The organism is Cryobacterium sp. Y11, from assembly GCF_002929535.1.
Lineage (GTDB): Bacteria > Actinomycetota > Actinomycetes > Actinomycetales > Microbacteriaceae > Cryobacterium.
In genome coordinates this window covers 396146-420362 of the sequence record NZ_PJJO01000061.1, presented here as the reverse complement: position 1 = coordinate 420362, position 24217 = coordinate 396146, and the positions used below count along the sequence as shown (strand labels likewise).

Below are 24217 nucleotides of genomic sequence, written 5' to 3'. Positions count from 1 at the left end.
GACAGAAATGACGACCTCCAGACTTCGACGTCTTTTGTTGTAGGTATTCTTCAGCGCCGGGTGCTTGCTGAATTCTAAATTTGAATTCATGACCGACACCATTCACTCAAGCGCGCCAGCCAAGCGCGTTCTGCCCGCCCGCGATCTTGCCCAGATCGCAATTTTTGCCGCGCTGATTGCCGCGCTCGGTCTGCCGGGGCCGCTCAATATTGGCCCGGTGCCGATCACGATGCAGACCCTCGGCGTGATGTTCGCCGGAGCGATTCTCGGGCCGCGCAAGGGTACCTTGGCCGTGCTGTTGTTTCTCGTGCTGACCGCGGTCGGGCTGCCTCTGCTCGCCGGCGCCCGCGGCGGAATCGGCGTCTTCACCGTGAGTCCTGCCGCCGGTTACCTGTACGGTTGGCTGCTCGGCGCCTTCGTCACCGGATACCTCACCGCCCGACTGCTGCCGAAGTACCCGTTCTGGCCGGCCCTCGGCGCTACGATTCTCGGCGGCATCGTGGCTGTTTATCTGATCGGAATCCCGGTCATGGCCATCAACCTGGGGCTGCCGCTGGTGACTGCGATCGGCCTGAACGTCGCCTTCCTGCCCGGGGATCTGATCAAGGTCATCGTGACCGTGCTCGTTGCCCGCCAGGTGCACAAGGCCTACCCCGGCCTGATCGAACGGCCGAAGGGGCGTCAGCACGCGTGAGCAGCATCCGCTTCGAGCAGGTCTCGCATTCCTTCGGCGACCGCTCGGTGCTGCACGATGTGACTCTCGAGCTGACCGAGCAGCGCATCGGAATCGTCGGCGCGAACGGCTCCGGCAAGTCCACCCTGGTGCGCATGATCAACGGGCTCGTCGCTCCCCAGAGCGGCACCGTGACGGTCGACGGACAGAACGTGGCCAAACATGCCCGCGACGTGCGCCGCAAGGTCGGGTTCATCTTCACCAACCCCGATAACCAGATCGTGATGCCCACCGTGCGGGAAGACGTCGCGTTCACCCTGCGTCGCCGCGGCCTCTCCCCCGCCGAAATTGCCGAGCGTACGACGGCAGCGCTCGCAAAGTTCGGGCTGAGTGAGCACGCCGATCATCCGGCGCATCGCCTCTCTGGCGGCCAGAAGCAGCTCCTGGCTCTGGCCGCCGTGCTGGTCGCCGAGCCGGCCACGATCGTCGCCGACGAACCGACCACCCTGCTTGACGCTCGCAACATTCGGCGCATCAGTGAGCTGTGGCAGACGCTCCCCCAGCAGGTGATCGTGGTCACGCATCACCTGCACCTGGTCGAGAACTTCGACCGGGTCATCGTGATTGAAAAGGGCGAGGTCGTCGCCGACGGGGCTCCCGAGCAGTCTCTGGCGGCCTATAGCGCCCTACTGGCATGATCGGCGCGCCATGATCGGCCTCTACAGCCCCGGCAGCTCACTCATTCACCGGGCACCGACGCTGCTGAAGCTCTTTCTGCTCTCGCTCTGCGTTGTCGTGATCGGAACCTCGCCCGACCTGCGCGTGGTCGGCGGCGCTGCGGCCGGCGCCCTGCTTTTGTTTCTCATCGCCCGCGTTCCGATGCGAGCGGCCGCTGGCCAGATTGCCCCGATTCTGCTGATTTTGCTGGTCGCCGTGCCCATCCAGGGCCTGCTTTCCGGCTGGCTGGTGGCCACGCTGATGGCCGGGCGTTTGCTCGTCGCCGTCGCCCTGGCCGCACTGTTTACGATGACCACGACGGTCACGGCGGTGCTCGAAGCGTTCCAGAGGCTGCTCCGACCATTCCGCCGGTTCGTCGATGCTGACCGAGTCGGACTGCTCGTGGCGCTGACCATCCGCTGCATTCCGCTGGTCAGTGACATCGTGCGCGAGGTGCTCGAGGCCCGCACGGCACGCGGCACGCAGTGGTCCCTCATGTCGATCGCAGTGCCGGTGGTCGTGCGTTCACTCTATGCAGCGGACGCCCTTGGCGAGGCACTGATCGCGCGCGGTCTCGACGACTAAAGCGCCGTTGCCGCGCGCCACTCAGCCCACTCCTAGGCGAGCCGTGGCAGAGTAGGCACTTGGCCGTTCGCGCCATTAGATCAGTTGCCTGCCAGCAGGCTACGTTCTCGAAAGAGGCCTCGTGTCCAAAATTCCCGCCCTTCTGACCATTGTCGGCCTGACGCTCGCGCTCACCGCGTGCAGCGGCAGCGGAACACCTCAAGAAACGGATGCCGCCGCTACCAGCTCCCCCTCGGCCGACTGCACCGAGTCTGGCACGCTCTCCGACGAGGTGACGGTCACCGGTGATTTCGGCGCTCCGCTCGACATCTCCATCGATGCGCCGCTCACGCCGACGGTATCCCAGCGCACGGTCGCCATCGAGGGCACCGGAACCGACACCGCCAAGACGGACTCAATCGTCGAGGTGGCGATCACCCTGTACAACGCCAAAACCCAGGAAGTCATTCAGCCCACGACCTACAACACCGACGGTGCCAGTCTCGTGATTCCTATTAATGACACGAGCTTTCTGCCTGGGCTCGTGCGCTCCGCCAACTGCGCTGTCGAGGGCGACCGCATCGTCACCGTGAGCCCAGCAGCGGATGCCTTCGCCGACAAGGGCGCCACCGGCGTCGCCGCTGGCGAGCCGGTCATCTTCGTGATGGACGTCATTACCGTGATCGAAGACGTGCCCACCCAGGCCTCCGGCACAGACCAGCCGATCGAAGACGGCTTCCCCACGGTTGCTCTGGCTGATGACGGCGCTCCCACGGTCACCATCCCCGCCACCGAAGCCCCCACCGACCTGAAGATCTCTACCCTGAAGAAGGGCGACGGCAACGTCGTTGCCGACGGCGCGAGCGTCGCCGTTGCCTACACCGGCGTGATCTGGGCCACCGGCGAAACCTTCGACTCCTCCTGGGGCCGCGCACCGTACACCGTCTTCCCCACCGGCGGTGTGATTCCCGGATTCACCCAGGCACTCGTCGGCCAGACCGTCGGGTCGCAGGTCATCGCCGTTATTCCACCGGAATTCGGCTATGGTGAAGCCGGCACCCAGGGTATTTCGGGTACAGACACCCTCGTCTTCGTGATCGACATTCTCGCCTCGGAGGGCGGCCCGAAGGCCTAGACCACCCGTTTTACCGGGCACCGCCCGTCGACCTTCTGGCCGACGGGCGGTGCTTTTTTTTGCGCGCCGAAAACGCCGCTTCCTGAACGCCTGCCCAGCCTCGAGTGAGAATTCCGTGAGAGTGTGGAGGGACGAACAGATCTGCCCGACACCGCGCCGGGCCTGAACTCCAACCCGAAAGAGGCTATTCCCCTGACATCCACGCTCCCGTCCACATCCGCTTCCACCCTCGTCGACGCCCCGGCACCCGCCACCGTCGCATCCGCTGCCAAGCCAACGACGATCGACGAGTACGTGGCCGCGCCGGCCGAGCCGCTCGCGACCGTCGTTGGTCTACTCCGTGACACGTTTGACCTGGGCCTGCCGGAGACATCGACGGAACTATGGCACGGACATCCGGTCTGGCTTGACGATGATCAGCCGGTCGCCGGATTCAAGGCATACCCCACCTTTGTCACCGTGTTGTTCTGGCGTGGCCAGGCCATCACCGATGACTCCGGCAAGCTCAATGCGAGTGGGTTAGCCGAGATGAGTGAGTACAAACTGCGCAGTGTGGACGATTTCGACAGCGACCTCTTCGACGACTGGCTGCAGCAGGTGCGCGAGCTCGAAGCCGCGTAAGAACCTTAAACGGAACGGCCCGCGTCTAGGACGTGGGCCGTTCTTCGTGCAGAATCAGGGACTAGCTGGTGAAGCCGTCCACGTACTCCCGGCCGTCTTCGATCCACCGGGCGATGATCGGCTCGAAATCCTGGCCGCCGTTGCCGGTGGCTACAGCTGAACAGAAAGCCCCCACCACGTCTAAATGCTGCGGTGGTCTCGCACTGCGGCTTCCAAATCAGCGAGCTGCGGGGTCATCGCGGCGTCGACGGCCATGGGGTCTGAGATGTTCAGCCGTTGCATTCCTCGCCGGCTCTCCGGCGCCGTGTTGATTTCGTGGTCGCCAGCTTCGAGTCCGGCCATCACGTCGGTGATGACGTCGTCCAGGGATCGACGGTCCCAACCCAAGTCGGCGCCAGCGTTCTGCGATGTCATCATGTCCGTATCCGTCGCGCCCGGGTAGACGGTCGCCACGTGCACTCCCATTCCGGTCAATTCACGCCGCAGGGACTCACCGAAACGAGCGAGGCCACTCTTGGTAGCCGCGTAGACGGAATAGAACGGCAGTCCGACGAGGGCGATTCCACTGGATATGTTCAGGACGATGCTGTCTCGGTCAGCACCGGCCCGAAGACGCGGTAAAAGTGCCCTGGTCAGAAGCACGGGGGCAACTAGATTGAGATCGATCATTGATCGAATATCAGCCTCGCTGGTGCGTTCGAGCCGTCCGGCGCGCACATTGCCGGCATTGTTCACGAGCAGGTCAACGGTAGCCCAAGACACAACGGCCTCGGTAACCCGATCGACGCTGCCGGGCAGAGTGAGATCTTGGGCCAATACTTCGGCTGTGCCGCCGGCTGCTTCGACCAGCCGCGCCGTGGCCATGAGCGTTGATTGCTGGCGGCCCACCAAGAGCAAGTGCGCACCCCGAGAGCCGAATTCGAGTGCGAGGGCTCGTCCTATTCCTTGCCCTGCTCCGGTGATGATGCCGTGTCGATTGCGCAGATCCAAAATAGTCATTCCTTCGATTCGGGCGGAACGGGCCGCAAGCGCAAACCCGAACCGCGTCAGTCATGGAGATTAACGGTCTGCTGACACGCGCTATTCCACGAATGACCACACACGTCAAGCCAGGGCACGGTACAAAAAACGGCCCGCGTCCAAGGACGCGGGCCGTTTTCTGTGCAGAAACCGTGACTAGCTGCTGAGGCCGTCCACGTACTCCTGGTTGTCTTCGATCCACTGGGCAACGATCGGAGCGTAGTCCGAGCCGTCATAGTCGACGAACATGGCCTCTTCGAGGGTGTACAGCATCTCGAGCTCCATCTCGAAGCCTTCGATCCAACCGCTGGCTTCGGGGAACTTCTCGGAGAAGTCGGCGCTACCGAAGGAGTGCAGGCTCTCGACGGACTCGAGGGTGCCCTCGGGGTCTTCGAGGTTCTTGATCGGGAACGAGCCATAGGCCCAGTGCGGCTCCCAGAGGGTCACGACGACGTTCTCGCCGGCGTCCGTGGCCGCCTTAAGTTCGGTCAGCATGGCCGCCGTCGACGAGGTGGTGAATTCCATGCCTTCGAGGCCATAGGACGGAATGACGCGGTCTTCGGTCGCGGCGGTCAGGCCGGCGCCGGCCTCGATACCAACGATCTGGTTGCCGAACAGTTCGGCGTTCTCTGCCAGCTCGGCGAGCGAGTCGATCGGCGCGTCCTCATTCACCGCGATGGTGAGCTTGGACTCGTTGTTCCAGGCACCGAGGTCGGTGATCTCATCACCGTACTTTTCGAGGTACTCGCCGTGAGTGTCGGGCAGCCAGATGTCCATGGTGAGGTCGTAGTCACCGGTGGAAAGGCCCTCGTAAACGGAAGCGACGTCGGCATACTCGAGCTCGACGTTGTAGCCCTTCTCGTCGAGAATGGCCTTCCACAGTTCGGATACCGCGACGCCTTCGTCCCAGCCGTTGAAGACGGCGAGGCTCATGTCTTGCTGGTCGCCGTTTGACACGGTCGCGACCTCGGTGGCCGGGGCACAGCCGGCGAGGGCGAGAAGCGAAACCGCTCCGAGTGCGATGAGGGGTGCTGAACGAATTTTCATGCGTCTTCCTTTCGTGCCACCCGCTGCGGGTGGCTGGGGATTGACTCGTGGTGCGTGCGCGTGAGCACACATGGAACGGATGCGGGACATCCGTTGGGAGGAGGGACCCGGTAGGACCAGGTCAGACGAGAGCCGGTTCAGGCAGGTTTGTCGGCTGCGCTGCAGAATCCATGGTGTGGCGACTTGCCTTACGGGTAGCGAGCAGGCGACCCAGCGGGGTGTTTCCGTTGCCGAGCGCGGCGGTGACACGGTCGAGGAAAATCGCCAGGATGACCACGGCGAAACCCGCCTCGAAGCCGAGGGCCACGTCGAGGCGCGACAGGGCCGCCACGATTTCGCCGCCAAGGGCGCCAGCGCCGACCATGCCGGCGATGACGACCATCGAGAGCGCCAGCATGATGACCTGGTTGATGCCGGCCATGATCGTCGGTGTCGCCAGCGGCAACTGAATCTGCCGCAGAATACGCCACGGGCTGGCGCCGAAGGCCTGACCGGCCTCGACGACCTCCTTGTCGACCCCGCGGATGCCGAGCTCGGTGAGCCGCACACCGGGCGCCAGGGCGAAGATGATGGTCGCCACGATGCCGGGAACCTCACCGACCCGAAACAGAATCAGGGCCGGAACCAGGTAGACAAAGGCCGGCATGGTCTGCAGAAAGTCCAGGATCGGCCGGATGATTTGCGAGGCGAGTGACGATTTGGCCGCAAGGATACCGAGCGGAACACTCAGCCCGATGGCGATGAGGCTGGCCACAAGAACGAGCGCGAGGGTGGCCATCGCGTTTTCCCACTGGTTAACACCGAGAATGAGCCCGAGACCGACCACCGTTCCCACGGCGAACTTCCAACCGCGCACAGCGAAGCCGATGGCCGCCGCGATCACGATAATGACGTAAAACGGCGGTTCGACGAGCACGAAGGCTACGCCTTCGAAGGCACCGTCAACAATCAGGCGAATGAAATCAAAAACAACCCCGAAAGTGACGGTGATCCATTCGATGAAGGATTCGATCAAGGTGCCGAGGGGAATACGGAAGTCGTTCACGCTTCGGCTCCTTCCAGCGCGGTATCGCGCAAAATATCGGTCATAACGTTGACCGAAATGGTCGCGGGCGGGTCGATCACCGGCAGTTCATCGGTGCTCGTGGTGACGTTGCCAATTGCCGCCAGCAGCGTGACGCGCGGAATAACGCCGAGTAAGCGATTCTTGGAGTCGACGACTGCGATGGGCAGGTCGCTGCCGACGGACGGCTCGACGAGGTCGACGAGAGCGGTGTCGGGCGCGACGGGTGTGGCATCGTCTCGAATGATTGTGCGCAGGTCGGCATCCCCGGTCTTCACCATTTTGAGAACGTCGTGGTCGCGCACGATGCCGGCAAAGCTTCGGTCGCGGTTGAGCACGAAGACGACGGATGTCTGCAAGTCGCGCATCGTACGCAGCGCGGCCCTGGGTCCCGCGGTCTTGGTGATGACCGCACGTACGGGTTCCATCACGCTCGCCGCGGTGAGCACCCGTGCCCGGTCGACATCCTGCACGAACTGGGCGACATAATCGTTGGCCGGGTCGGTCAGGATCTCCTCCGGGGTACCGATCTGCACGATCCGGCCGTCGCGCATGACGGCGATGCGGTCGCCCAGGAACATGGCCTCGTTGAGGTCGTGGGTGATGAAGATGATGGTCTTGCCGAGGGCGGCCTGCAGCTCAATGAGCTGTTCCTGCATTTCACGGCGAATGAGCGGGTCGAGGGCTGAGAACGCTTCGTCCATCAGCAGCACGTCGGTGTCGGCGGCGAGGGCACGGCCGAGGCCCACCCGCTGCTGCATTCCGCCCGACAACTCGGACGGCAGGCTGTCTGCCCAGCCGGCGAGGCCGACCAGGTTGATGATCGTCTGGGCCTTGGCGAGGCGTTCGGCGCGACCCATGCCCTGAATTTCGAGGCCGTAGGCAACGTTGTCAATCACGGTGCGGTGTGGCAGCAGGGCGAAGTGCTGGAACACCATGGAGATGCTCTTGCGGCGGACGCCCCGCAATTCCTTGGCGGACACGTCGGTGATATCGGTGCCGCCGACGGTCACGGTGCCGGAGGTGGTGTCCCACAGGCCATTGAGCATGCGAATGAGGGTGGACTTGCCGGAGCCGGACAGACCCATGACTACGAAGATTTCGCCCTTCTTAACTTCGAAGGAGGCGTCGATAACGGCGGCTACTCCGAGCGAGGAGATCTCTGTGCGGTTTTTGCCAGCCTTGAGCTTTTTGACGATCTCATGAGGGCGGCGCCCGAATGCTTTGTAAAGATGATCTGCTTTGACGGCAATGGTTTGTTGGAGGGGAATACTCTCGGTCACGCGTTCTCCGGTGCAAGCCGAACGTAGCCGATTTCGCGACTGGATGTCTGGCGAGCTCTCTTGTCGGACGGGTTAGCACCAATCGGCCCAAACGCGACAATCAGAGTGAACTAAATCAGCGCAGGCTGGAGCGATCATGGGATCGCATCCTTCGGTGCTACACCATACGAACGCGGCCGTTCCATCTCAAATGGTGGCTACGCGTGCGCGTCCTGGTGAAGGGTTGTAAGACCGTCAATGAGCCTAACACAGTCAGTTTGAGGCATGCCTAAATCATCTCATCGTCTGGGGTGCCGCCCGGGAGGACTCCTCCGAGCGACACCCGTAGCGCGAGTCTAATGCTCGCGTTGTATGCGCACGTCTTGTACTCAGGCCCGCTGTAACACCTCGGACTGCGCGACCTTTTCGGCCGTGCGCTGGGTATCGGCGGCGCTGACGTGGCCGTGTGTGAGCATGGTGCGCTCGTCGAATGGTTCGAGTTTATCGAGCACCCGGTCAAGCTGCACCCGGTCAATCTCCTTGGTCCAGGAACCGATCATGACGGTCGCGACCGCATTGCCGGTGAAGTTGGTCAGCGCGCGCGCTTCGGACATGAACCGGTCGATGCCAACGATGAATCCGACGCCGCCGACCAGCTGCGGGGCGTGGGCCTGTAGCCCGGCGGCCAGGGTGGCCAGGCCGGCTCCGGAGACTCCGGCGGCACCCTTACTGGCGATGATCATGAACACGAGCAGTCCGATCTGCTCACCGAGCGCGAGCGGCTGACCGAGCGCGTTGGCGATGAACAGCGACGCCATAGTGAGGTAGATTGCGGTGCCGTCAAGGTTGAACGAGTAGCCGGTAGGAACAATGACCCCGACGACGGGCTTGGAGACGCCGAGGTGTTCCATCTTGGCGATCAGGCGCGGCAAGGCGGCTTCGGACGACGAGGTCGAGACGATCAACAGGTATTCCCGGCCGAGGTAGCGCATCAGTTTGAAGATGTTGACGCCAGTGACGAGCTTGAGCAGCCCGCCGAGAATGATCACGATGAAGAGGATGCAGGTGATGTAGAACGCCCCCATGAGGGTGAACAAACTGATCACGGCTTGAATACCGGTGGCACCGACCACCGCGGCGATCGCGCCGAATGCGCCGATCGGGGCGAGCCACATGACCATGATCAGAATGCGAAAGACCAGGGCCTGGACGTGGGCGATGCCGTCGAGAATGGGCTGGCCGGCGGAGCCCATCCGCTGCAGAGCGAAGCCGGCGATGAGTGCAACGAGCAGGGTCTGCAGAATGTTGCCGCTGGTCAAGGACGAGAACAACGTCTCCGGCACGATGCCGAGCAGGAACGATTGGGTGTCCGCAGATTCGGTGGCCTTGAACGTGGCCTCGGTGAGGTGAAGCCCCTCACCCGGGTGGATCAGGTTGCCGACAACCAGGCCGATACCAAGCGCGAAGGTCGACATGATCAGAAAGTAGCCCAGCGCGAGGCCACCGATCTTGCCGACGGTGGCCGCCTTGGCGATCGAACCGATGCCGAGAATGATCGTGCAGAAAATGATCGGGGAGATCATCATTTTGATCAGGTCGATGAACAGGTCGCCGAGCGGCTCGAGCGAAACCGCGAAGCCCTTCTCGCCGCCCCAGACCAGGCCGACGACAATTCCCAAAATGACCGCGATGATGACGGCCATATAAAGATAGTGCGATGAGTCGAGTCGCTTCTTTGGTTTGCCCGCCGTAATAAGTTTGGTGCGGGATGATGGCGTCGATGTCATGTCAGACTCCTTTGTCTAGGTTTATCGGGGCCACGTCGGACTCCGGCTACTGCAATGCATTCCAGACTGGTCGACACGAGTAGGTCGCGCGCGGTTGCGGTCATATTGTTCACGAAGCGTGAACCACGAAAGGAGCACACAGTGCGCAGGGAATGGAGCATCGCGAGGCGGCTCTTTTTTGCGCACGCGCTGTTCGTCGTTGTGCTCACGACGGTCATCGGAACGGCGTTATTCGTCGATGCCCGCGATCAGGGCTACGTCGGGACCAGCAGCCGAATGCTCGCGGTCGCCACCGCCATCGCCGACAGTCCCCTCGTGCTCGCGGCGAGCGAATCGGCCGACCCGAGCACCTCATTGCAGCCGTACGCCCTCGAGTTGACGACGGATGCCGGGCTCGACTTCATCACAATCATGGCCCCGGACCGCACGCGTTGGACCCATCCAAACCCGGCCGAAATCGGTCAGGATTACATCGGTGCGATCGAGCCGGCGCGTTCTGGAACGGCCTTCACCGAAACCAGCACGGGAACGCTGGGGCCATCCGTTCGCGCCGTTGTGCCGGTGACGGATGCTGCCGGCACGGTGCGCGCGCTCGTCGCCGTCGGCACCACGACGACGAACATCGAGATCGCCCTGAACGCCCGGTTGCCGTCGGTGCTTGGACTGGCGCTCGTGCTGCTCGCGTCTGGATCCGTGGCTACCTGGCTGCTCGGCCGCTATCTGCGCCGGGTCACCCTGGGCTGGGGACCGGAGCGGATCGCGCAACTCTTTGTTTACTACGATTCGGTGCTGCACTCGGTACGGGAGGGGCTCGTGCTGGTCGATCTGCACGGCGATCTCGTGCTCTACAACGATCAAGCAGCCCAGTTACTCGGCATTCCGCCGCGCCCGGCCGCTGGCAGTACCGAGCAACCAACGACCCTGACCGCGTTGAACCTGACGCCGAGTCTGGGCGAGTTGCTGCGCAGCGGTCGTACAGCGCACGATGAGGTTCATGTTACAGACACCCGAGTGCTCGTGGTCAGCCAGGAGCCGGCGGCATCAACGTCAGCTCCTGGCGGTAAGCCCACGCCGATGGGGTTCGTGGCGACGATTCGCGATCACACCGATTTACAACACCTCGGCAGCGAACTGCAGTCGATGCAGACTCTCTCCGACGCACTGCGAGCACAGACCCACGAGCATTCCAACCGGCTGCACACGATCGTGTCACTGATGGAACTGGGCCGCACCGACCAGGCCCTGGAATTCGCCACGAAAGACCTTGAGTTGAGCCAGCAGCTCGCAGACGAGATGGTCGGTTCCGTCGACGAACCCGTGATCAGCGCCCTGATCATGGGCAAATCGGCGCAGGCCAATGAGCTAGGCATCGCCTTGACCGTCACGGCGTCTGGAACGCTCGCGCAGTCCGGTCTGTCGATTCAGGACCTCGTGACGGTGCTCGGCAATCTGGTCGACAACGCGCTCGATGCCGCGGCCGCTGGCGCCGACCCGCGGCGAGTATCGGTCACGGTGTCATCGACCGAGCTCGCCGTGACGATCGAGGTCGCCGACAGCGGTTGCGGCGTGGCGCCCGAGGTGATCGACGACGTGCTGAGGTTCGGCTTCAGTACCAAGGGCGTTGGCACGGCAGAACCGGTCCGGTCGGTCGGCGGCCGCGGCCTGGGCCTGGCTCTGGTTCGGCAGGCCGTGACCCGCCTCGGTGGAACCCTGACGATCGGTCGGCGCGAGGGAGCGGTCTTCACCGTCACAATTCCGGCGGGCGAACATGACTAAGCCTGCACCGATCCGCGTGCTCGTCGTCGAGGACGAACCACTTGCGGCCGAAGCACACGCCGTCTACATCGGTCGCCTCGCGGGGTTTGAGCTCGTCGGCACGGTCGGCACCGGGCAGGAGGCGTTTCGCCGGGTCGCGGGCGCAGCCTCGGCCGGCATCCCCATCGACCTCGTGCTGATGGATATGAATCTGCCTGACAGCCACGGGCTCGACGTGAGCCGGCGCATCCGTGCGGCCGGTCTGGCCACGGACATCATCGCCATCACCGCGGTGCGCGACCTCGACAATGTGCGCGGGGCGATCGCGGCCGGCGTCGTGCAATACCTGATCAAGCCGTTCAGCTATGCGACCTTCGCCACGAAATTGTCTAGTTACCGGGACTTTCGTGCGGAACTGAACGCGCAGGCATCCGTTGTGACGCAGTCGGCGGTCGATCATGCGTTCGCGAGCCTGCGGGCACCGACCGATATTCCACTGCCGAAGGGCGTGGCCCATTCGACGTTAAATCCGCTGGTCGCCTACCTGCGGGCTCAGTCAGCGCCGGTGTCGGCCAGTGAGCTAATGGAGCCGCTGGGGCTATCCCGGGTGACCGCGCGCCGCTACCTGGAATATCTCGCCGACACCGGCCTCGTGCTGCGCGCCCCGCGCTACGGCACCCCCGGGCGGCCCGAGAACGAGTATCGCTGGAAGTCCGGGCGGTAGCGCTGCGTTCAGTGGCGAGCCCGTGTGGCTAGCGGTTCGTGAAAACCGGCGGGCGCTTCTCGATGAAGGCGGCCATGCCCTCACTTTGATCGTCGGTGGCAAACACCGAGTGAAACAGGCGACGTTCCAAGTGGATGCCGCCACTCAACATCGATTCGTACGCCGCATTCACGACTTCCTTGGCGAGCATCGCGATCGGCGCCGACTTCGCCGCGATCTCGGTGGCGGTCGCCAGGGCGTCGGCGAGTAGGTCAGCGACGGGCACGATGCGGGCGACGAGGCCGGCCCGCTCGGCCTCGACCGCGCCGATGGTGCGGCCGGTGAGGATCATCTCCATCGCCTTGGCCTTACCGACGGCGCGGGTGAGGCGCTGGGATCCGCCCATGCCGGGAATGACGCCGAGCTTGATCTCGGGCTGCCCGAACGTTGCGGTGTCGGAGGCAATGATGAAATCGCAGATCAGGGCGAGTTCGCAGCCGCCGCCGAGGGCGTGGCCGGAGACAGCGGCGATGAGCGGGGTGCGCACGGCGGCGAGCCGATCCCAACCGGCAAACCAGTCCTTCAGGTACATGTCCATGTAGCTCATCGACGCCATCTCCTTAATGTCGGCGCCGGCCGCGAAGGCCCGCTCCGAACCGGTGATGATGATCGCGCCGATCTCTGGGTCGGCGTCGAGCCGGGTGGCGGCACCGACGACGTCCTGCATGGTGGCGAAGTTGAGGGCGTTGAGCGCCTTCGGGCGGTTCAGCGTGATCACGCCGACGCGGCCAGGGCGTTCGAGCAGGATGTTGTCGTAGGTGTCGGTGGGCTTGGTCTCTAGCTGGGTGTTCTCGCTCACGCGGTGGCCTCTCGTTCGGTGATCTGGCGGTGATTTTCGGTGGCGCGAGGGTCGGTGGTGCCAGGCTCGCCAACCAGCGAAAATGCGCCGGTTGGGCGCGGTTCAGCACTCCTTCGGAGGGCGCCAGTGGAACCGGGCGCGGCGGCAACGTGCACGCGCCGCAAGCGCAGCGCACGCTCTCCCAGCGGCGCGAAGTGCGCCCGCACATCGGCGCCAGACACTGCGTCCAGGGTGCTCGGCTGCCAGTCGGGGTTGCGGTCTTTGTCGACGACCTGGGCGCGAATGCCCTCGACCACATCGTGGCCGGCCACCAAGCGCAGCGACACCCGATATTCCTGCTCGAGTACGTCCTCCAGGTCGGCCAGGTCGCGGGCTCGGCGCAGGGATTCGAGGGTGACCGTGACTGCGGTGGGCGATTTGGCGAGAATGGCGGTGGCGGCTTCGTAGGCCGCGACGACGGGTGACTTCTGCAACCGGTCGATGATCGCGGGCAGGTCGTTGCCGGCGTAGCACTCGTCGATCCAGGCGCGCTCGGCCAACAGCGGGGCAGGGGGCACCGCGGACGACTCGTGCTGGGCGATGGCCGCGGCAGCGGGCATCCGCTTGAGGGCGTCGATCAGGGAATCGAGCCGGGCAGAGTCGACGAAGCTGTCAGCCAGGCCGAGGGCGATCGCATCGGAACCGGTCATGGTCGCGGCGGTGAGGGCAAGATGGGTGCCGAGCTCGCCGGGAATGCGCGAGTAGAGGTAGGTGCCGCCAACGTCCGGCACGAAGCCAATGGTAGTTTCGGGCATGCCGAGCCGGGTGCGCTCGGTCACCACGCGGTGCGACGCATGGCCGGAGAGGCCGACTCCCCCGCCGAGCACGATGCGGTCCATCAGGGCGACGAACGGTTTGGGGTAGCGCTTGATCTGGGCATTCAGCGTGTACTCGTCGGCCCAGAACCGTGCATTCTCGTCGTCGCCGGAGTCCGTGCCGGCATCGCGGTAGATCGAGACGATGTCGCCGCCGGCGCAGAGGGCGCGGTCACCGCTGCCGGTGAGCAGGACGGTCTGGACGCTGTCATCGTCGGCCCATTCGGTGAGCGCCGCGGCAATGGATTGGATCATGCGGTGGGTCAACGCGTTGAGTGCCTTCGGCCGGTTCAGGATGATCCGGGCTAGCGGCCCGTCGCGGTGCAGCAGCACTTCGGTGCTGGCTTCGGTACTGGATAACTCGGTGGAAGACAAACGTGACCTTTCCGCGACGGAGCGGCCGTACTCCTGCACGAACCCGGAATCTCTTGGCCACAGTCTAACCAGGTGCGTCGGTTCGTCCTCGGCGCGCACCGAAGCATTGGCCAGTGCACCCCATAACTTATGGTCGATTTGCGGCTTCAGACCCCTCTGAACTGGGCTCGCAGGCACGGTCGCTGTCGGCGCGTGGCAGCATTTTCACGTTTCGCGGGTGCTGCGCCAGTGCGCGGTAGGTCGAACTCCCGCGCACTGGCGCGGCTCCCGCGCGACGAGTTACGCGGGACTTCGGGCTAAGTCAGAACTCCCGCGCACTGGCGTAGCTCCCGCGTACCGAGCCCGGTCGACACAGCCCGGTTTCGCCAACTCCCGCACACCGGCGTAAACCCCGCGTAGCGCGCCGACGATGAAAGCCCAAAACGGGCATAAAAAAACCCCGCCACACTGTGAAACAGTGACGACGGGGATTGGTGGTGCACCCCCCCGGACTTGAACCGGGAACCCACTGATATGAAGTGCCAATAGTAGGGGGCGGGACGTATGAGTAACAAGCGGGAGAACACCGGCACCCAAGGCAATCACTTATGTATTGGCAGGGACCCATTTGGAGTGATTCGTATCTCAAAGTAGAGAGTAAGTCGCGGATTCTGGGGACTGCGCGATCCCCCATCCGCTACCGTCGCGCATGGTCAACCCTTTCGTTCCCGCGGCGGTAACGGCGAAAAAACCCAGCCTCCGAAGGGACTGGGTTTCGTCACGCAGCGACAGTTTGTGCAGCTGTCAGGGGAATTAGAAGGTTTTTCTGAACGGTGCAATCGCGGCGTCTATTTCGGCTTGGTCGCCGCCAATTTCGCGGTACTGTTTGGCCAACCTGGTGACTTCCGCGGGGATGGCGACCAGTGTCGCCCGGCGTTCCTGCTCAGTGATGATGGTGATACGGTCGGCGTCGAGGTCGGCGTCGGTGGCGGTTTTGAAGTCCATGTGTATTGCCTTTCGTTATGCGGCGGTTCCAGGTGGTGAGGTCGGCCGTGCATGATCGGTCGTCCATGTTTCTGTGCCTTGAACCCGTTCGCCGGCTACCCAGTACAAGCCGGTACTGGAATCAAGATTTTTAAGTTGCCGGTGATTAAACCGTAAGGCTTCACGAACATAACGTACAGAGATGTCTAGATTCCTGATGCAATACGCAGAAAAGTGCGAACGCTGGTTGGGCTGTGTCTGATGCTGCACAAGACCTCGCCCGGTACCCACGGTTCCAGAAGCTTTCCGCCCTAGCACCCATCGCGCCGTTCAGATAAGTGAAAAATGTGCCCCGGGTCGGCCATCGTTTACTGGGTGCCGGCACAACGAGAAAAAGCCCCGCCACCTTGTGAGATGGGCGCGGGGTTGTGCGTCTTTCAGGACGGCCTTGAATCGGGTCAGACAAGCCACGGATAGGCTGCCAACATGGAAATCATTTTCTTCGCCTTCCTCATCGGACTCGGACTGATGGCGCTGTACGCACTCGTGCTGGTTTTCTGCGCAATCCTTGGCATCCCCCTGGAGTCGAAGGCGAAGGTTGCACGTCGCCAACAGATCGCTGAGAACATGCGCCAACAGAGCATTCAAGATGAGGCGCGACGTAACATTGCTGTGCGTGCTGCCGAGCAGGGCATGAGCAACTAGCTTCGCTCGCACCAACATTGTCTAGGGGGAACCACCATGAAGCTCGCCGCAATAACCATCCTCACCGCACTCATCCTCACCGGTTGCGCATCCACGCCTGCCACAACGCCGTGCGAGGATTCCGCACCAATCATGGAGGACTTTGCGTTTGCCTTAAAAGTTGCCGTCAACACTGAGGATCGGGCGGCAGCTCAAGACATGTTGAAAGAACGAATCGTCACGGCCACCGAGGGCTTGAACGCTATCGTCATGCAGGAAGGCGACACTGAGGTTGGTGCGGCTATGCAAACAATGTCGGATGCTCTCAGCGTTCTCGGCACCAACTTTTCAAGCGCGGCCAACGTGGACTTCACTATGGCTCAACGCGACTTCGACAATGCGTGCGGCAACTAACTGGGGCAACACAAAAACGCCCCGCCACCCAATCCGAAGATCAAGTCGCGGGGCGTTGGTGTGCGGGTGGTGGCTATGGGGAACTCGGCTAACTGGGCGAGGGTGACGGGGTTACGCGATGTGTGCCATGACGCGGGTTCCGCCGCTCGATGCCCCGACTGCTGTGAACGTGGCAGGCAGCGCACCCACCACGCCGTTCTGGTAATAGGAGTTGGGTCCAGTGCTTCCCCCGCCCAGTGTCGATGCCACGGGTGGCGCTGACGAGTTGCCGATGGAACGCAACGTCGGCGTGCCACCCTGGCTGACCGCAGCAAGCCAATACAAGCCCGCAGGAATCCGGGTGCTCAGGGCGAGGATCTCTTTGATGCCGGTCGTTGCCGAGTCCACGGTGCCCGCGTCGAGGACCAACGCGCCGGGGGTGTCTTCCGCAGTGGAGCCGTACAGTCCGAGCCGCACGGTGGAACCCGCAACCAAGGCCGTTACCTCGCAGGCGAGCCTGTCGATGGTAATTGCGCGCGGAACCCAAAGCGGTGCGGCCCACATCTGCTGGTTGGCGAAAGCATTGGTTCCCGGCATCCCGCCGTTCGCGCCGTAGTAGTTCCCGCTGACCATCTTGCGAAACCCGCCGAACAGGGCGGCACCCGCTGAGGCGTACTCTTGTCCCGCGTCGAAAAAGCCCCAGGTGTCGTTATAGATTTTTCCCATTGCCGGGCTCCTTAGATCGGGTTCATTTGAATGTCATCGAAATCCACGTCGCCGGGGGTGGTGCCGGTATCGAGGCGTGCGATGCGAATGGCGACATGCTCAGTAGGCGCGCCGCCTGGGTCGCTGCGGGGCATACAGAACGGCAGCCGGATTTTTGTCCACGGCGTATTCGCGGGCAATGCGTAGAACCCGTCACGTTGCGTTCCAAGGTCGGGGTATCCACCGGGTGAAGACACGAACACTTTGATGCGCGCCTGGGCGGCAGAAGCGGTTGTGTTGCGCACCCAAGCTGATACTTCCAACGCGGCGTTGTGGTAGCCGCCCTGATCGACGTATTTGAACGGCTGCTCAAGCAGGTTGTTTGTGCCAGAGAACCGAACATAATTCAGTCCTGTATGCCCGCCGTCTTGTCGCAGCGCAATGCCCGCGTCAACAGTTGCCGTCCACGCCCCGATGACGCCGCCAACTTTGGACGAACCCTCAAAACCGGACGTGTTCAGGAGGTTCAGCCGATAGCTGGTGCCAGGGTCAGCGAATGCCAGGCCAGACGGGGTGAGAACCTCGAGCAGCTCCGCCGCCCGCTTTGCCGCCACGTAGTCAAGAACGGCGGTGAAATCGGCAATAGACATGAACCCGGTGGTGCCCACCCACATCGGGTGAAACATCATTTCAATTCCCACACCCTCGCTGATCGCAAGGTCAACATACGATTTCGCCCCGGCCAGGGTCATCGTGTCGAGGGTGACGTGCGAGAGCAGGTAGCACCCATCAGTGGGCATGATGCGGGTACTGCCGTGAAGGTAGTTCTCGATGAGCCCATACCCGGCCATGAGGCGCTGTCCGGCTTCGGTGGTGCCTAGCTTGCCGAGGGTGTCGAGGTTACTGGAATAGCCGGGCGTCACACCTCCGGTTACGCCGGGCATCTGCCAGCCAACAGGGTGGAGCATCTGCGCCTCAAGGGTGGCGCGGCATCCTTGGATTTGCTGCTCAAGCGTGAACGGGCTGGCTCCGAGAGGGGCAGGGTCGCCGTGATCCGCAGAATGCCCCCATGATTCTGCGCCCTCGTAGTGCATGAGTCGTGCCTGCGCCCACGTCGTTGTTGAGGGTTCGTAGGCGGCGGTCGGGTTCTCGACGGAGCCGGACACGAACCCGAACCCGCACGACAGGTAGCGGTCACGCATCAGCGGCCAGTGAATAGAGCGGAATCTGTCGATGCCGTGGTCGATGCGGAAAGCAATAACACCCTTACCGCCCGTACCGATGCGCCCACCCTTGGTGTTTTTCACCTCAGCGAAACGAGATGCGTGCGCCATCACGCCATTCTGGGAGGTTGGTGCAAACGTGGCAGTCTGACGAATGCTCGGGGCGCTCGTCGGATCGGCGAACACCGCGTCTACCTGAGCGGCAGTAGTGACCGCAAAGCCTTCCACAGCGGCCCGGTGCTCACCTGCGAGGGTTGCCGATCCTGCCGACGCGGTAGCACTAGAACCGGATGCCGTGGCACTACCAGACGCTGCGGTAGCTGAACCACTCGCGGCAGTGGCAGACGAGCCAGCACCGGTGGCCGAACCGCTCGCAGCCGTGGCGCTACCCGAAGCCGCCGTTGCCTGAGCGGTTGCCGTGCCTGCCGATCCTGAAGCCGACGCAGCCGACTCAAGCGCAGCAGCAGCCTTGGCAATAGCAATCTGAGTATTGGCTGCGACAGATGGCGGCGCGAACCGGTCCGGGAATTGTCCGTTGGTGTCCAGCTGTGGGACGCGTCCTGTGGTCATGCGGATGCTCCTAGGGTCAGGTTCAGAATCAGGTTGTCGTTGGGGTCGAGCATGAAACTCGGGTAGTCCAGGAGGATCACGTCGGGATCGGCTGGGTCGACCGTCGCGGTGACGGTGCGCGCGATAGCAGCCTCGAGAATGGCCTTGGACTCATCGAGTAGCTCAGCCACGGTCGGCGGAACCTCGACCAGGGGTTGCAGCGTCGCCGGATCCACGATGACGAGATCCGTGAACACAGCATCCCCGGTGACTGCGACGTAGACCGTTCTGCGCCCGGCGATACCGCCGCCTTCTTCGATCTTCCACGCCTGATTCACGCCGGTCGTGGATAGCTCCACAGCCGCGGCGCCGTCGACGAGATGCACTGTCTCCGGCGCCGTGGTGCGGATGACACCGCCGACGACCTCGCGGAAGAGCAAGCTGATGTGGAGGTACCCGCTGGCCGGGACATCGCCATCAGGGCCCGGATTCGTGTAGTGGAAATTGATCAGGCCCATGATGCTCCTTCAGGTCGGTTACGCGGTGTAGACGGGCGTCTTCGAGCTGCCCAGCATGAGCGTTTCCATCTTCGGCCAGCGCTTCCCCAGCCACCGTGCAAGGGCGTAATACGCGAGGATCACCAGGGCGGTGACGAGTGAGTACAGCAGCGTGCGCCACTCGGGATCGACAGCTGCGAGGAAGTCGAAGACGGCGGGGATGCGGCTGGCGAGCCACGTGAGGAGCGCACCGATCAGTGCGGGAACGCCAGTGCGGACGTAGGCGAGTGCACGAATGCGGATGGTGTCGCCGAGGGCGAGTTCAGTGGTGGTCATGAGATCTTTTCTCCTTAGGGTGTGTGTCTTCGAGTTCTTGCCGGATGCTGTCTTCATCGGCGGCGGCGCGAATACCGGCCGCGTCGAGCAGGACGAAAACGGCTAGCATGCCGCGCTCGAGCCGATCGACTGCTTCTTCCGTGCGTAGCCCGGCATCTTTGATCGAGCTGCCGTCGTTCTTGTGCGTCTCGTGATAGATGCCGACGAGCTGATGATCTTGCGTCGCCATCGTCTTCGTCTGATCGGCCAAGGTCGCCGTGGTGGCTGCCATGAAAGCGGTCAGTCCTTGAATGGAATCGAGGGTCTTAGCGACTGCGAGAATCCCTGTCGCGACGGCTACGACACCCCGCCACCACCGCTTGCCCCATTTGAGTACGGCGGCGATGGCGAGCGCGTAGATCAGCAGCTCAATCAGCGTGACCGATGATGCCCAGGCGGTGAACCATGCGGGGAAAAGCTCAGGCATCAGTTCTGCGGGTGCTGGCATGAATCGCAGCTGCTGTCATGGCCGCACGTGGAATCTGGGTTGTGGCGGCACACGTTATAGCTCCGGCGCGTAGACGATTTGCTCGAGGGCATTGCCCGAGAGATCGACCACATTAAGTTCGATCACGCCCTTTTCCTTCAGTGCGTTCAGTACGCGCCATTGGATCGCAGTCAGCCGGCGCGCATCACCGTTGCCACTCACGCCCCAGACATCCGCGAATTCGATGCCGGCGATGGTGCGATAGCCGGTCCAGATGCGATTGATACCGTCCGGTAGCGGTGAACTGTTTTCGGTGGGCTTGAGATAGATAGTCATGGCGTCATCCTTCGGAACTATGGGCGGTGTTGCCCGAACTGCAATGGGAACTGTGGAGGCGGTGTCGCTGCCGAGGTATTTGAGCGGGTCGAGTTGCAGCCCGCCAGGAGACCAGAGCTCCTGGTGACTGTGCACATATTTGGTGCCGCTATTGCCCATGACGGCGATAAGTTCGGCCTGCGTGAGGATCTGCCCAACCGTGACCATTTGCGCGTCGTGATGAGCGAGCAGGGTGCGGCATCCGTCTGTGTGACGAATGACGATGCGGTAACCGTAGGACCCCTGACGCCCGACTGCCGTGACGACCCCGGCAGCAGGTGCCATGATTTGCAAGTCGTAAGCGGTGCCGTTGCTATGGCCTTGGTCAATGCCGTTGTGCAGGAATCCGCGACCGATGTCCTGCTGGTAGTAGGTGGTGATGCGACCGTGAGCGGCGAGGATGATGCTGGGCATGGGGTCTCTTTCGGGTCAGCCTGACCGGAGCGCTAGGCTTTCGGGGTGCGGCGCGTGCCGTTCAGGGGGATGGGTGAAATGACACAGGACACGACGCGTCGCATTGACGCGCTTAGCGGCGCACGTTCAATATCGATGGCGCTGGCTGGCGGCCGGAAGTCGTGGCTACTCGCCGGGTTGGCGGCATTCCTTATCGCGCTGTCGGGCGGACGCGCTGAAGCATTCGAATGGGACGCGGCTGTGTACTGGGGTGGCGCGGGGGCGCTCGTCACTGGCGGCGACTTCTTCACGGCCGGGGGGATGGACGTCCGCGGAGTCCTATCGTCGGTTCCGTACGCCCCGGCTGCCCTTCTCGCCAATCTCACGGACACGGGCGGGCGAGCTTTCGTCTTAGTTGAGAACGCACTGCTGATCGCTTTCATGGGTGCGGTCATCATCCCGGCCCTACTCCGCCGCCTGGTGCCTGTTACGCCAGCACATATCTGGTTGTCCGCAGTCCTGACCGCCGTCCTGCTGGCCGGGTTCGCTCCCTATCCGTTGATGGACCTCTGGGCGGCTAGTTTCGCATTGGGGGGCTTAGCGATCCTGCTCAACAGCCGGTGGTGGTGGGCGCTAATGGGAGGCGTCTCTTTCGGAATCGCGGTCAATCTGCGACCCGCCTACCTTCTCGCGATTGCCAGCGGTTACGTGATTTGGGCGTGCTTCAACTGGCGGAGGGCATATTGGCCGGCAGTGGGAGCTGCCGTAGCAACTGTCCCGCAATTGATCCTCAACTTGCTGCACCATGGGGTTTGGTCAGCTAGCCCTGTCCTGGTGGGTGTTGTCACCAATATTCAGTTGCAGTTCGCGGCTTACGTGGTGAGGTACGACACGGTTGCGTTCGTCGGTGCGAAGGTGCCGCAACAGTTCTACTGTAGCCCCGGGGCCGCTGAGGCATCCCTTCAGAGTACCCCCGCAAGTGTCGGCGAACTCGCACTCCACTTCATCAACAACTTCCCCACATCGCTGGCACTTCTCGCCCAGAAAACGGGAGCATCGCTTCAATGGGACACGCACACACCGTACGCAGCCGAGCCGTCCCAAGGAATCAGCGCCATGACGGTTCTCGTTGTGCTGGTGAGCGCGGCGGGGCTGCTTGCACTGGTCAAGCTCTGGGTCGAGCGGAAGGCGAACGCCCTCCCGATCGCTGTCGTGCTCGTTTTCTGGTTGGGCTCGCTGCTCACGATCCTCGGCTCAACACCAGAGGCTCGCTTCGCCCTGCCGCTCCTGCTGATTGGCATCGTTGGTTGCCTCGTGGCAATGCCCACTAACCTGCGATGGAGGCCCCGGCGCTCGCACGCCGCGGGCTGGGGCGTTGGCGTAGTGGTGCTTGCGGTGGCGTTGGTCGCATTGGGCTTAGCTGGTACGACAAGCCCAGCCCTAGCGGGCGCGGTCGATGCTTCGATCTGTGCCGCAGTCTAAGCGAGCCCAGGCCCCTTGCGTCCAGTTCGCAAGGGGCGCAACCCTCGGAGGTTACCGGTGGTCGGGGAAAGCTTTGAATGCGTCAATGAGGTATTGGCGCGGCACCTTGTCGACAGTCCACAGCCCGTAGTACTGTGACGGGTCCGGGTCTTGGTCGCGAATGGCCCACACCAATGCACCAGCGATATGACGGCCATCCTCCCTGACCAGAGCAACGGCGTTCCTGACGGCAGTGAAGCGGGCGAGTTGTGCAGGCTCTCCTGCCGCCGCCCCCAGCCCGAATTCCCCAATGAGGAAAGGCTTCGATTCGTTCGCGCGATTCCAGTAATCCTGAATGTCATTCACCGATACGTCGTAGTAGACGTGAAAGTCGTAGAAGTCAACCCACGGCCTGAACTGGTTGCGAGCGGCCACGCTGTTATCGTCCCAGGGTGCACCGGTCGGGATGGAGAACGTGAGCTTCCGATCACAAACGGCCCGGATCGACGGCACGAGGGTTTCCATGTTTGTGATCGCGAACGCGTACGACTCCTGCATGATGTCAAGGCCGATGACACGCTCGTCCCCGTTGATCTCTTTACCCAGCTCGACTAGCACCTGAGTGACAGCCGTGATGTCGTAGTTCGCATCAGGGATGCCGCCGCCGCACGCGTAAACGTACATATCCAGCGAGGCGCAGTAGTCGATGAGCTGCCGCCACCGCGCTCGGTACTCCGTGATGGTCATTATTGCGTACCGGGTGATTGCCATGACGTCGCCGATCACCCGGATAGTGTTTGCGCCGGCAGATTTGGCGTAATCGATCTGCCACTTGATGTCGGTCTCCCAAGCCCAGTTCGCCCAGAACAGATCCCAGCCCTGGTTGTACAGCACCACATTGGCACCCTTGACGACCTGCCTATTCGGGAGCATGAACAGAGAGTCGAGCGCCGGGTTATTGACAGCCCAGTCCAGAAGGACGCCATGGACGGCCCCATTCACCCCAGTTGACGCGATGGTCCAATGCACGGCAGGTTCGGGCAGGTCGACGGTGTACGGGGTGGACACTTCGAAGAACTCGGAGATCGCCGCGCTGGGGACGCTGTTTGCAAACGACGGCCCGCCGAAGTATCCGCGGAGGGTCATGGCCCGCTCTGCTGAAACCGCAAGCAGGTAGCGGCCCTTTGGCAGTTCTGTAGGCATAGCAAAGCCCGCGTCTGCAACCCCCACGCCCGTGACAGCGACGGTTAGCTGCTGAATGAGTTCCATGGGCTGCCAGAAGGCATCTACCGAATAGATGCCGACCGTCATGTAACAGGCGATGTCCGGCGATGTGGTCACCTCGAACTTTGCCCTCATCACGGTGAGTGACGCATCAACTTCGAACGGGTGGTAACGAACGGTGTTCGGCGAGAAGCCGAGGGTGGTGACGCCTCGCAGTTGCGCGTTGGGGATGCCCGACATGGCGACCCCAGACAAGTTTCGAGGCGTGCCCGAACTGGTAGTCGCTGATTCGAAAGCCGCCGACGCCACCCCCCTATCCGACAAGGATTGCGCGAGAACAGCTTTCGCAGCAAGGGCGGTCACAGCGGTGTTCGTAGCCGATACACCACTGACCGCTGAGGCGAATGCAACATCGTTGGCGACAGCTACAGGGCCCGCGAGACCCGGATCTCCCTGGTCTCCTTTGCGCCCTTTGAGGTTGGCGATAAATTCGTAGTCATCGTAAATGGTCAT

General features: G+C 62.8%; 25 protein-coding genes. 10 read left to right on the top strand and 15 right to left on the bottom strand.

What is annotated here, in order from left to right; all coding sequences use genetic code 11:
* Positions 1-88: 88 nt before the first annotated feature.
* From CXY75_RS18700 to CXY75_RS18680, 5 genes are all read left to right on the top strand, one after another.
* Positions 89-694: a biotin transporter BioY gene (locus CXY75_RS18700; protein ID WP_104084279.1), complete on the top strand. Its 606-nt coding sequence runs from the start codon at positions 89-91 to the stop codon at positions 692-694.
* Entirely contained in the window at positions 691-1371 is a 681-nt protein-coding gene (locus CXY75_RS18695; protein ID WP_104084278.1) for an energy-coupling factor ABC transporter ATP-binding protein, read from the top strand. The genes CXY75_RS18700 and CXY75_RS18695 overlap by 4 nt, the downstream gene beginning before the upstream one ends.
* A 10-nt stretch (positions 1372-1381) precedes the next feature.
* A complete protein-coding gene (locus CXY75_RS18690; protein WP_104084277.1) occupies positions 1382-1975 on the top strand; it encodes an energy-coupling factor transporter transmembrane protein EcfT in 594 nt (197 codons plus the stop codon).
* A 121-nt stretch (positions 1976-2096) separates the two neighbouring features.
* The gene (locus tag CXY75_RS18685) at positions 2097-3089 is read left to right on the top strand and encodes an FKBP-type peptidyl-prolyl cis-trans isomerase (protein WP_104084276.1); all 993 of its coding nucleotides are present in this window, start codon (positions 2097-2099) and stop codon (positions 3087-3089) included.
* Between the two features lie 123 nt (positions 3090-3212).
* The gene (locus CXY75_RS18680; protein WP_104084275.1) at positions 3213-3710 is read left to right on the top strand and encodes a DUF1801 domain-containing protein; all 498 of its coding nucleotides are present in this window, start codon (positions 3213-3215) and stop codon (positions 3708-3710) included.
* Between the two features lie 180 nt (positions 3711-3890).
* Here CXY75_RS18680 and CXY75_RS18675 read toward each other — a convergent pair whose 3' ends face one another.
* The 5 genes from CXY75_RS18675 to CXY75_RS18655 all read right to left on the bottom strand — a co-directional run bounded on the left by CXY75_RS18675 (position 3891) and on the right by CXY75_RS18655 (position 9889).
* Positions 3891-4709, bottom strand: coding sequence for an SDR family oxidoreductase (locus CXY75_RS18675; protein ID WP_104084274.1), 819 nt, complete (start codon positions 4707-4709; stop codon positions 3891-3893).
* A gap of 177 nt (positions 4710-4886) precedes the next feature.
* Positions 4887-5777, bottom strand: a complete 891-nt coding sequence (locus CXY75_RS18670; protein WP_104084273.1) for a glycine betaine ABC transporter substrate-binding protein — start codon at positions 5775-5777, stop codon at positions 4887-4889.
* A 121-nt stretch (positions 5778-5898) separates the two neighbouring features.
* Positions 5899-6822 (bottom strand): proline/glycine betaine ABC transporter permease, encoded by a 924-nt coding sequence (locus CXY75_RS18665; RefSeq protein WP_104084272.1) that lies wholly within the window; start codon positions 6820-6822, stop codon positions 5899-5901.
* Positions 6819-8123, bottom strand: a complete 1305-nt coding sequence (locus CXY75_RS18660) for a glycine betaine/L-proline ABC transporter ATP-binding protein (protein WP_199182505.1) — start codon at positions 8121-8123, stop codon at positions 6819-6821. Before CXY75_RS18660 ends, CXY75_RS18665 begins: the two co-directional genes overlap by 4 nt.
* A gap of 368 nt (positions 8124-8491) precedes the next feature.
* Positions 8492-9889: a cation:dicarboxylate symporter family transporter gene (locus CXY75_RS18655; RefSeq protein ID WP_104084271.1), complete on the bottom strand. Its 1398-nt coding sequence runs from the start codon at positions 9887-9889 to the stop codon at positions 8492-8494.
* Between the two features lie 141 nt (positions 9890-10030).
* On the opposite strand from CXY75_RS18655, the gene CXY75_RS18650 reads away from it, so the two are divergent.
* Together CXY75_RS18650 and CXY75_RS18645 are read left to right on the top strand one after the other, a co-directional pair.
* Entirely contained in the window at positions 10031-11665 is a 1635-nt protein-coding gene (locus tag CXY75_RS18650) for a sensor histidine kinase (protein WP_104084270.1), read from the top strand.
* Positions 11658-12368, top strand: coding sequence for a response regulator (locus tag CXY75_RS18645; protein ID WP_104084269.1), 711 nt, complete (start codon positions 11658-11660; stop codon positions 12366-12368). Before CXY75_RS18650 ends, CXY75_RS18645 begins: the two co-directional genes overlap by 8 nt.
* A 28-nt stretch (positions 12369-12396) precedes the next feature.
* Here the strand turns inward: CXY75_RS18645 and CXY75_RS18640 are convergent, their stop codons facing one another.
* The 3 genes from CXY75_RS18640 to CXY75_RS18630 all read right to left on the bottom strand — a co-directional run bounded on the left by CXY75_RS18640 (position 12397) and on the right by CXY75_RS18630 (position 15419).
* The gene (locus tag CXY75_RS18640) at positions 12397-13206 is read right to left on the bottom strand and encodes an enoyl-CoA hydratase (RefSeq protein WP_104084268.1); all 810 of its coding nucleotides are present in this window, start codon (positions 13204-13206) and stop codon (positions 12397-12399) included.
* Positions 13203-14435: an enoyl-CoA hydratase/isomerase family protein gene (locus CXY75_RS18635; RefSeq protein WP_104084267.1), complete on the bottom strand. Its 1233-nt coding sequence runs from the start codon at positions 14433-14435 to the stop codon at positions 13203-13205. Before CXY75_RS18635 ends, CXY75_RS18640 begins: the two co-directional genes overlap by 4 nt.
* A gap of 792 nt (positions 14436-15227) precedes the next feature.
* Positions 15228-15419: a hypothetical protein gene (locus CXY75_RS18630; protein ID WP_104084266.1), complete on the bottom strand. Its 192-nt coding sequence runs from the start codon at positions 15417-15419 to the stop codon at positions 15228-15230.
* Positions 15420-15884: 465 nt separating this feature from the next.
* On the opposite strand from CXY75_RS18630, the gene CXY75_RS18625 reads away from it, so the two are divergent.
* Both CXY75_RS18625 and CXY75_RS18620 read left to right on the top strand, forming a co-directional pair.
* Entirely contained in the window at positions 15885-16103 is a 219-nt protein-coding gene (locus tag CXY75_RS18625) for a hypothetical protein (RefSeq protein ID WP_104084265.1), read from the top strand.
* 36 nt (positions 16104-16139) lie between these two features.
* Positions 16140-16496, top strand: a complete 357-nt coding sequence (locus CXY75_RS18620) for a hypothetical protein (protein ID WP_104084264.1) — start codon at positions 16140-16142, stop codon at positions 16494-16496.
* A 111-nt stretch (positions 16497-16607) separates the two neighbouring features.
* Here the strand turns inward: CXY75_RS18620 and CXY75_RS18615 are convergent, their stop codons facing one another.
* Genes CXY75_RS18615 through CXY75_RS18590 form a run of 6 tightly spaced genes read right to left on the bottom strand, consistent with a single transcriptional unit; the run spans position 16608 to position 21040 of the window.
* Positions 16608-17201, bottom strand: a complete 594-nt coding sequence (locus tag CXY75_RS18615) for a hypothetical protein (protein WP_104084263.1) — start codon at positions 17199-17201, stop codon at positions 16608-16610.
* An 11-nt stretch (positions 17202-17212) separates the two neighbouring features.
* On the bottom strand, positions 17213-18973 hold the full coding sequence (locus CXY75_RS18610) for a hypothetical protein (RefSeq protein WP_146069538.1): 1761 nt from the start codon (positions 18971-18973) through the stop codon (positions 17213-17215).
* Positions 18970-19470, bottom strand: coding sequence for a hypothetical protein (locus tag CXY75_RS18605; RefSeq protein ID WP_104084261.1), 501 nt, complete (start codon positions 19468-19470; stop codon positions 18970-18972). The genes CXY75_RS18610 and CXY75_RS18605 overlap by 4 nt, the downstream gene beginning before the upstream one ends.
* A gap of 18 nt (positions 19471-19488) precedes the next feature.
* On the bottom strand, positions 19489-19785 hold the full coding sequence (locus tag CXY75_RS18600; protein WP_104084260.1) for a hypothetical protein: 297 nt from the start codon (positions 19783-19785) through the stop codon (positions 19489-19491).
* Positions 19772-20272 carry a hypothetical protein gene (locus CXY75_RS18595; protein WP_104084259.1) on the bottom strand — a complete coding sequence of 167 codons (501 nt, stop codon included), beginning with the start codon at positions 20270-20272 and terminating at the stop codon, positions 19772-19774. The genes CXY75_RS18600 and CXY75_RS18595 overlap by 14 nt, the downstream gene beginning before the upstream one ends.
* Before the next feature lie 54 nt (positions 20273-20326).
* On the bottom strand, positions 20327-21040 hold the full coding sequence (locus CXY75_RS18590; RefSeq protein ID WP_104084258.1) for a M23 family metallopeptidase: 714 nt from the start codon (positions 21038-21040) through the stop codon (positions 20327-20329).
* Positions 21041-21118: 78 nt separating this feature from the next.
* On the opposite strand from CXY75_RS18590, the gene CXY75_RS18585 reads away from it, so the two are divergent.
* Entirely contained in the window at positions 21119-22501 is a 1383-nt protein-coding gene (locus CXY75_RS18585) for a hypothetical protein (protein ID WP_146069537.1), read from the top strand.
* A 51-nt stretch (positions 22502-22552) separates the two neighbouring features.
* Here CXY75_RS18585 and CXY75_RS18580 read toward each other — a convergent pair whose 3' ends face one another.
* Positions 22553-24217 (bottom strand): hypothetical protein, encoded by a 1665-nt coding sequence (locus CXY75_RS18580; RefSeq protein ID WP_104084256.1) that lies wholly within the window; start codon positions 24215-24217, stop codon positions 22553-22555.

Coding starts and splice junctions, on each gene's coding strand:
- CXY75_RS18670 (WP_104084273.1), bottom strand. CDS start 5,777: ATGAAAATTCGTTCAGCACCCCTCATCGCACTCGGAGCGGTTTCGCTT.
- CXY75_RS18600 (WP_104084260.1), bottom strand. CDS start 19,785: ATGACCACCACTGAACTCGCCCTCGGCGACACCATCCGCATTCGTGCA.
- CXY75_RS18630 (WP_104084266.1), bottom strand. CDS start 15,419: ATGGACTTCAAAACCGCCACCGACGCCGACCTCGACGCCGACCGTATC.
- CXY75_RS18655 (WP_104084271.1), bottom strand. CDS start 9,889: ATGACATCGACGCCATCATCCCGCACCAAACTTATTACGGCGGGCAAA.
- CXY75_RS18700 (WP_104084279.1), top strand. CDS start 89: ATGACCGACACCATTCACTCAAGCGCGCCAGCCAAGCGCGTTCTGCCC.
- CXY75_RS18595 (WP_104084259.1), bottom strand. CDS start 20,272: ATGCCAGCACCCGCAGAACTGATGCCTGAGCTTTTCCCCGCATGGTTC.
- CXY75_RS18590 (WP_104084258.1), bottom strand. CDS start 21,040: ATGCCCAGCATCATCCTCGCCGCTCACGGTCGCATCACCACCTACTAC.
- CXY75_RS18625 (WP_104084265.1), top strand. CDS start 15,885: ATGGAAATCATTTTCTTCGCCTTCCTCATCGGACTCGGACTGATGGCG.
- CXY75_RS18605 (WP_104084261.1), bottom strand. CDS start 19,470: ATGGGCCTGATCAATTTCCACTACACGAATCCGGGCCCTGATGGCGAT.
- CXY75_RS18585 (WP_146069537.1), top strand. CDS start 21,119: ATGACACAGGACACGACGCGTCGCATTGACGCGCTTAGCGGCGCACGT.
- CXY75_RS18690 (WP_104084277.1), top strand. CDS start 1,382: ATGATCGGCCTCTACAGCCCCGGCAGCTCACTCATTCACCGGGCACCG.
- CXY75_RS18615 (WP_104084263.1), bottom strand. CDS start 17,201: ATGGGAAAAATCTATAACGACACCTGGGGCTTTTTCGACGCGGGACAA.
- CXY75_RS18645 (WP_104084269.1), top strand. CDS start 11,658: ATGACTAAGCCTGCACCGATCCGCGTGCTCGTCGTCGAGGACGAACCA.
- CXY75_RS18610 (WP_146069538.1), bottom strand. CDS start 18,973: ATGACCACAGGACGCGTCCCACAGCTGGACACCAACGGACAATTCCCG.
- CXY75_RS18620 (WP_104084264.1), top strand. CDS start 16,140: ATGAAGCTCGCCGCAATAACCATCCTCACCGCACTCATCCTCACCGGT.
- CXY75_RS18580 (WP_104084256.1), bottom strand. CDS start 24,217: ATGACCATTTACGATGACTACGAATTTATCGCCAACCTCAAAGGGCGC.
- CXY75_RS18675 (WP_104084274.1), bottom strand. CDS start 4,709: ATGACTATTTTGGATCTGCGCAATCGACACGGCATCATCACCGGAGCA.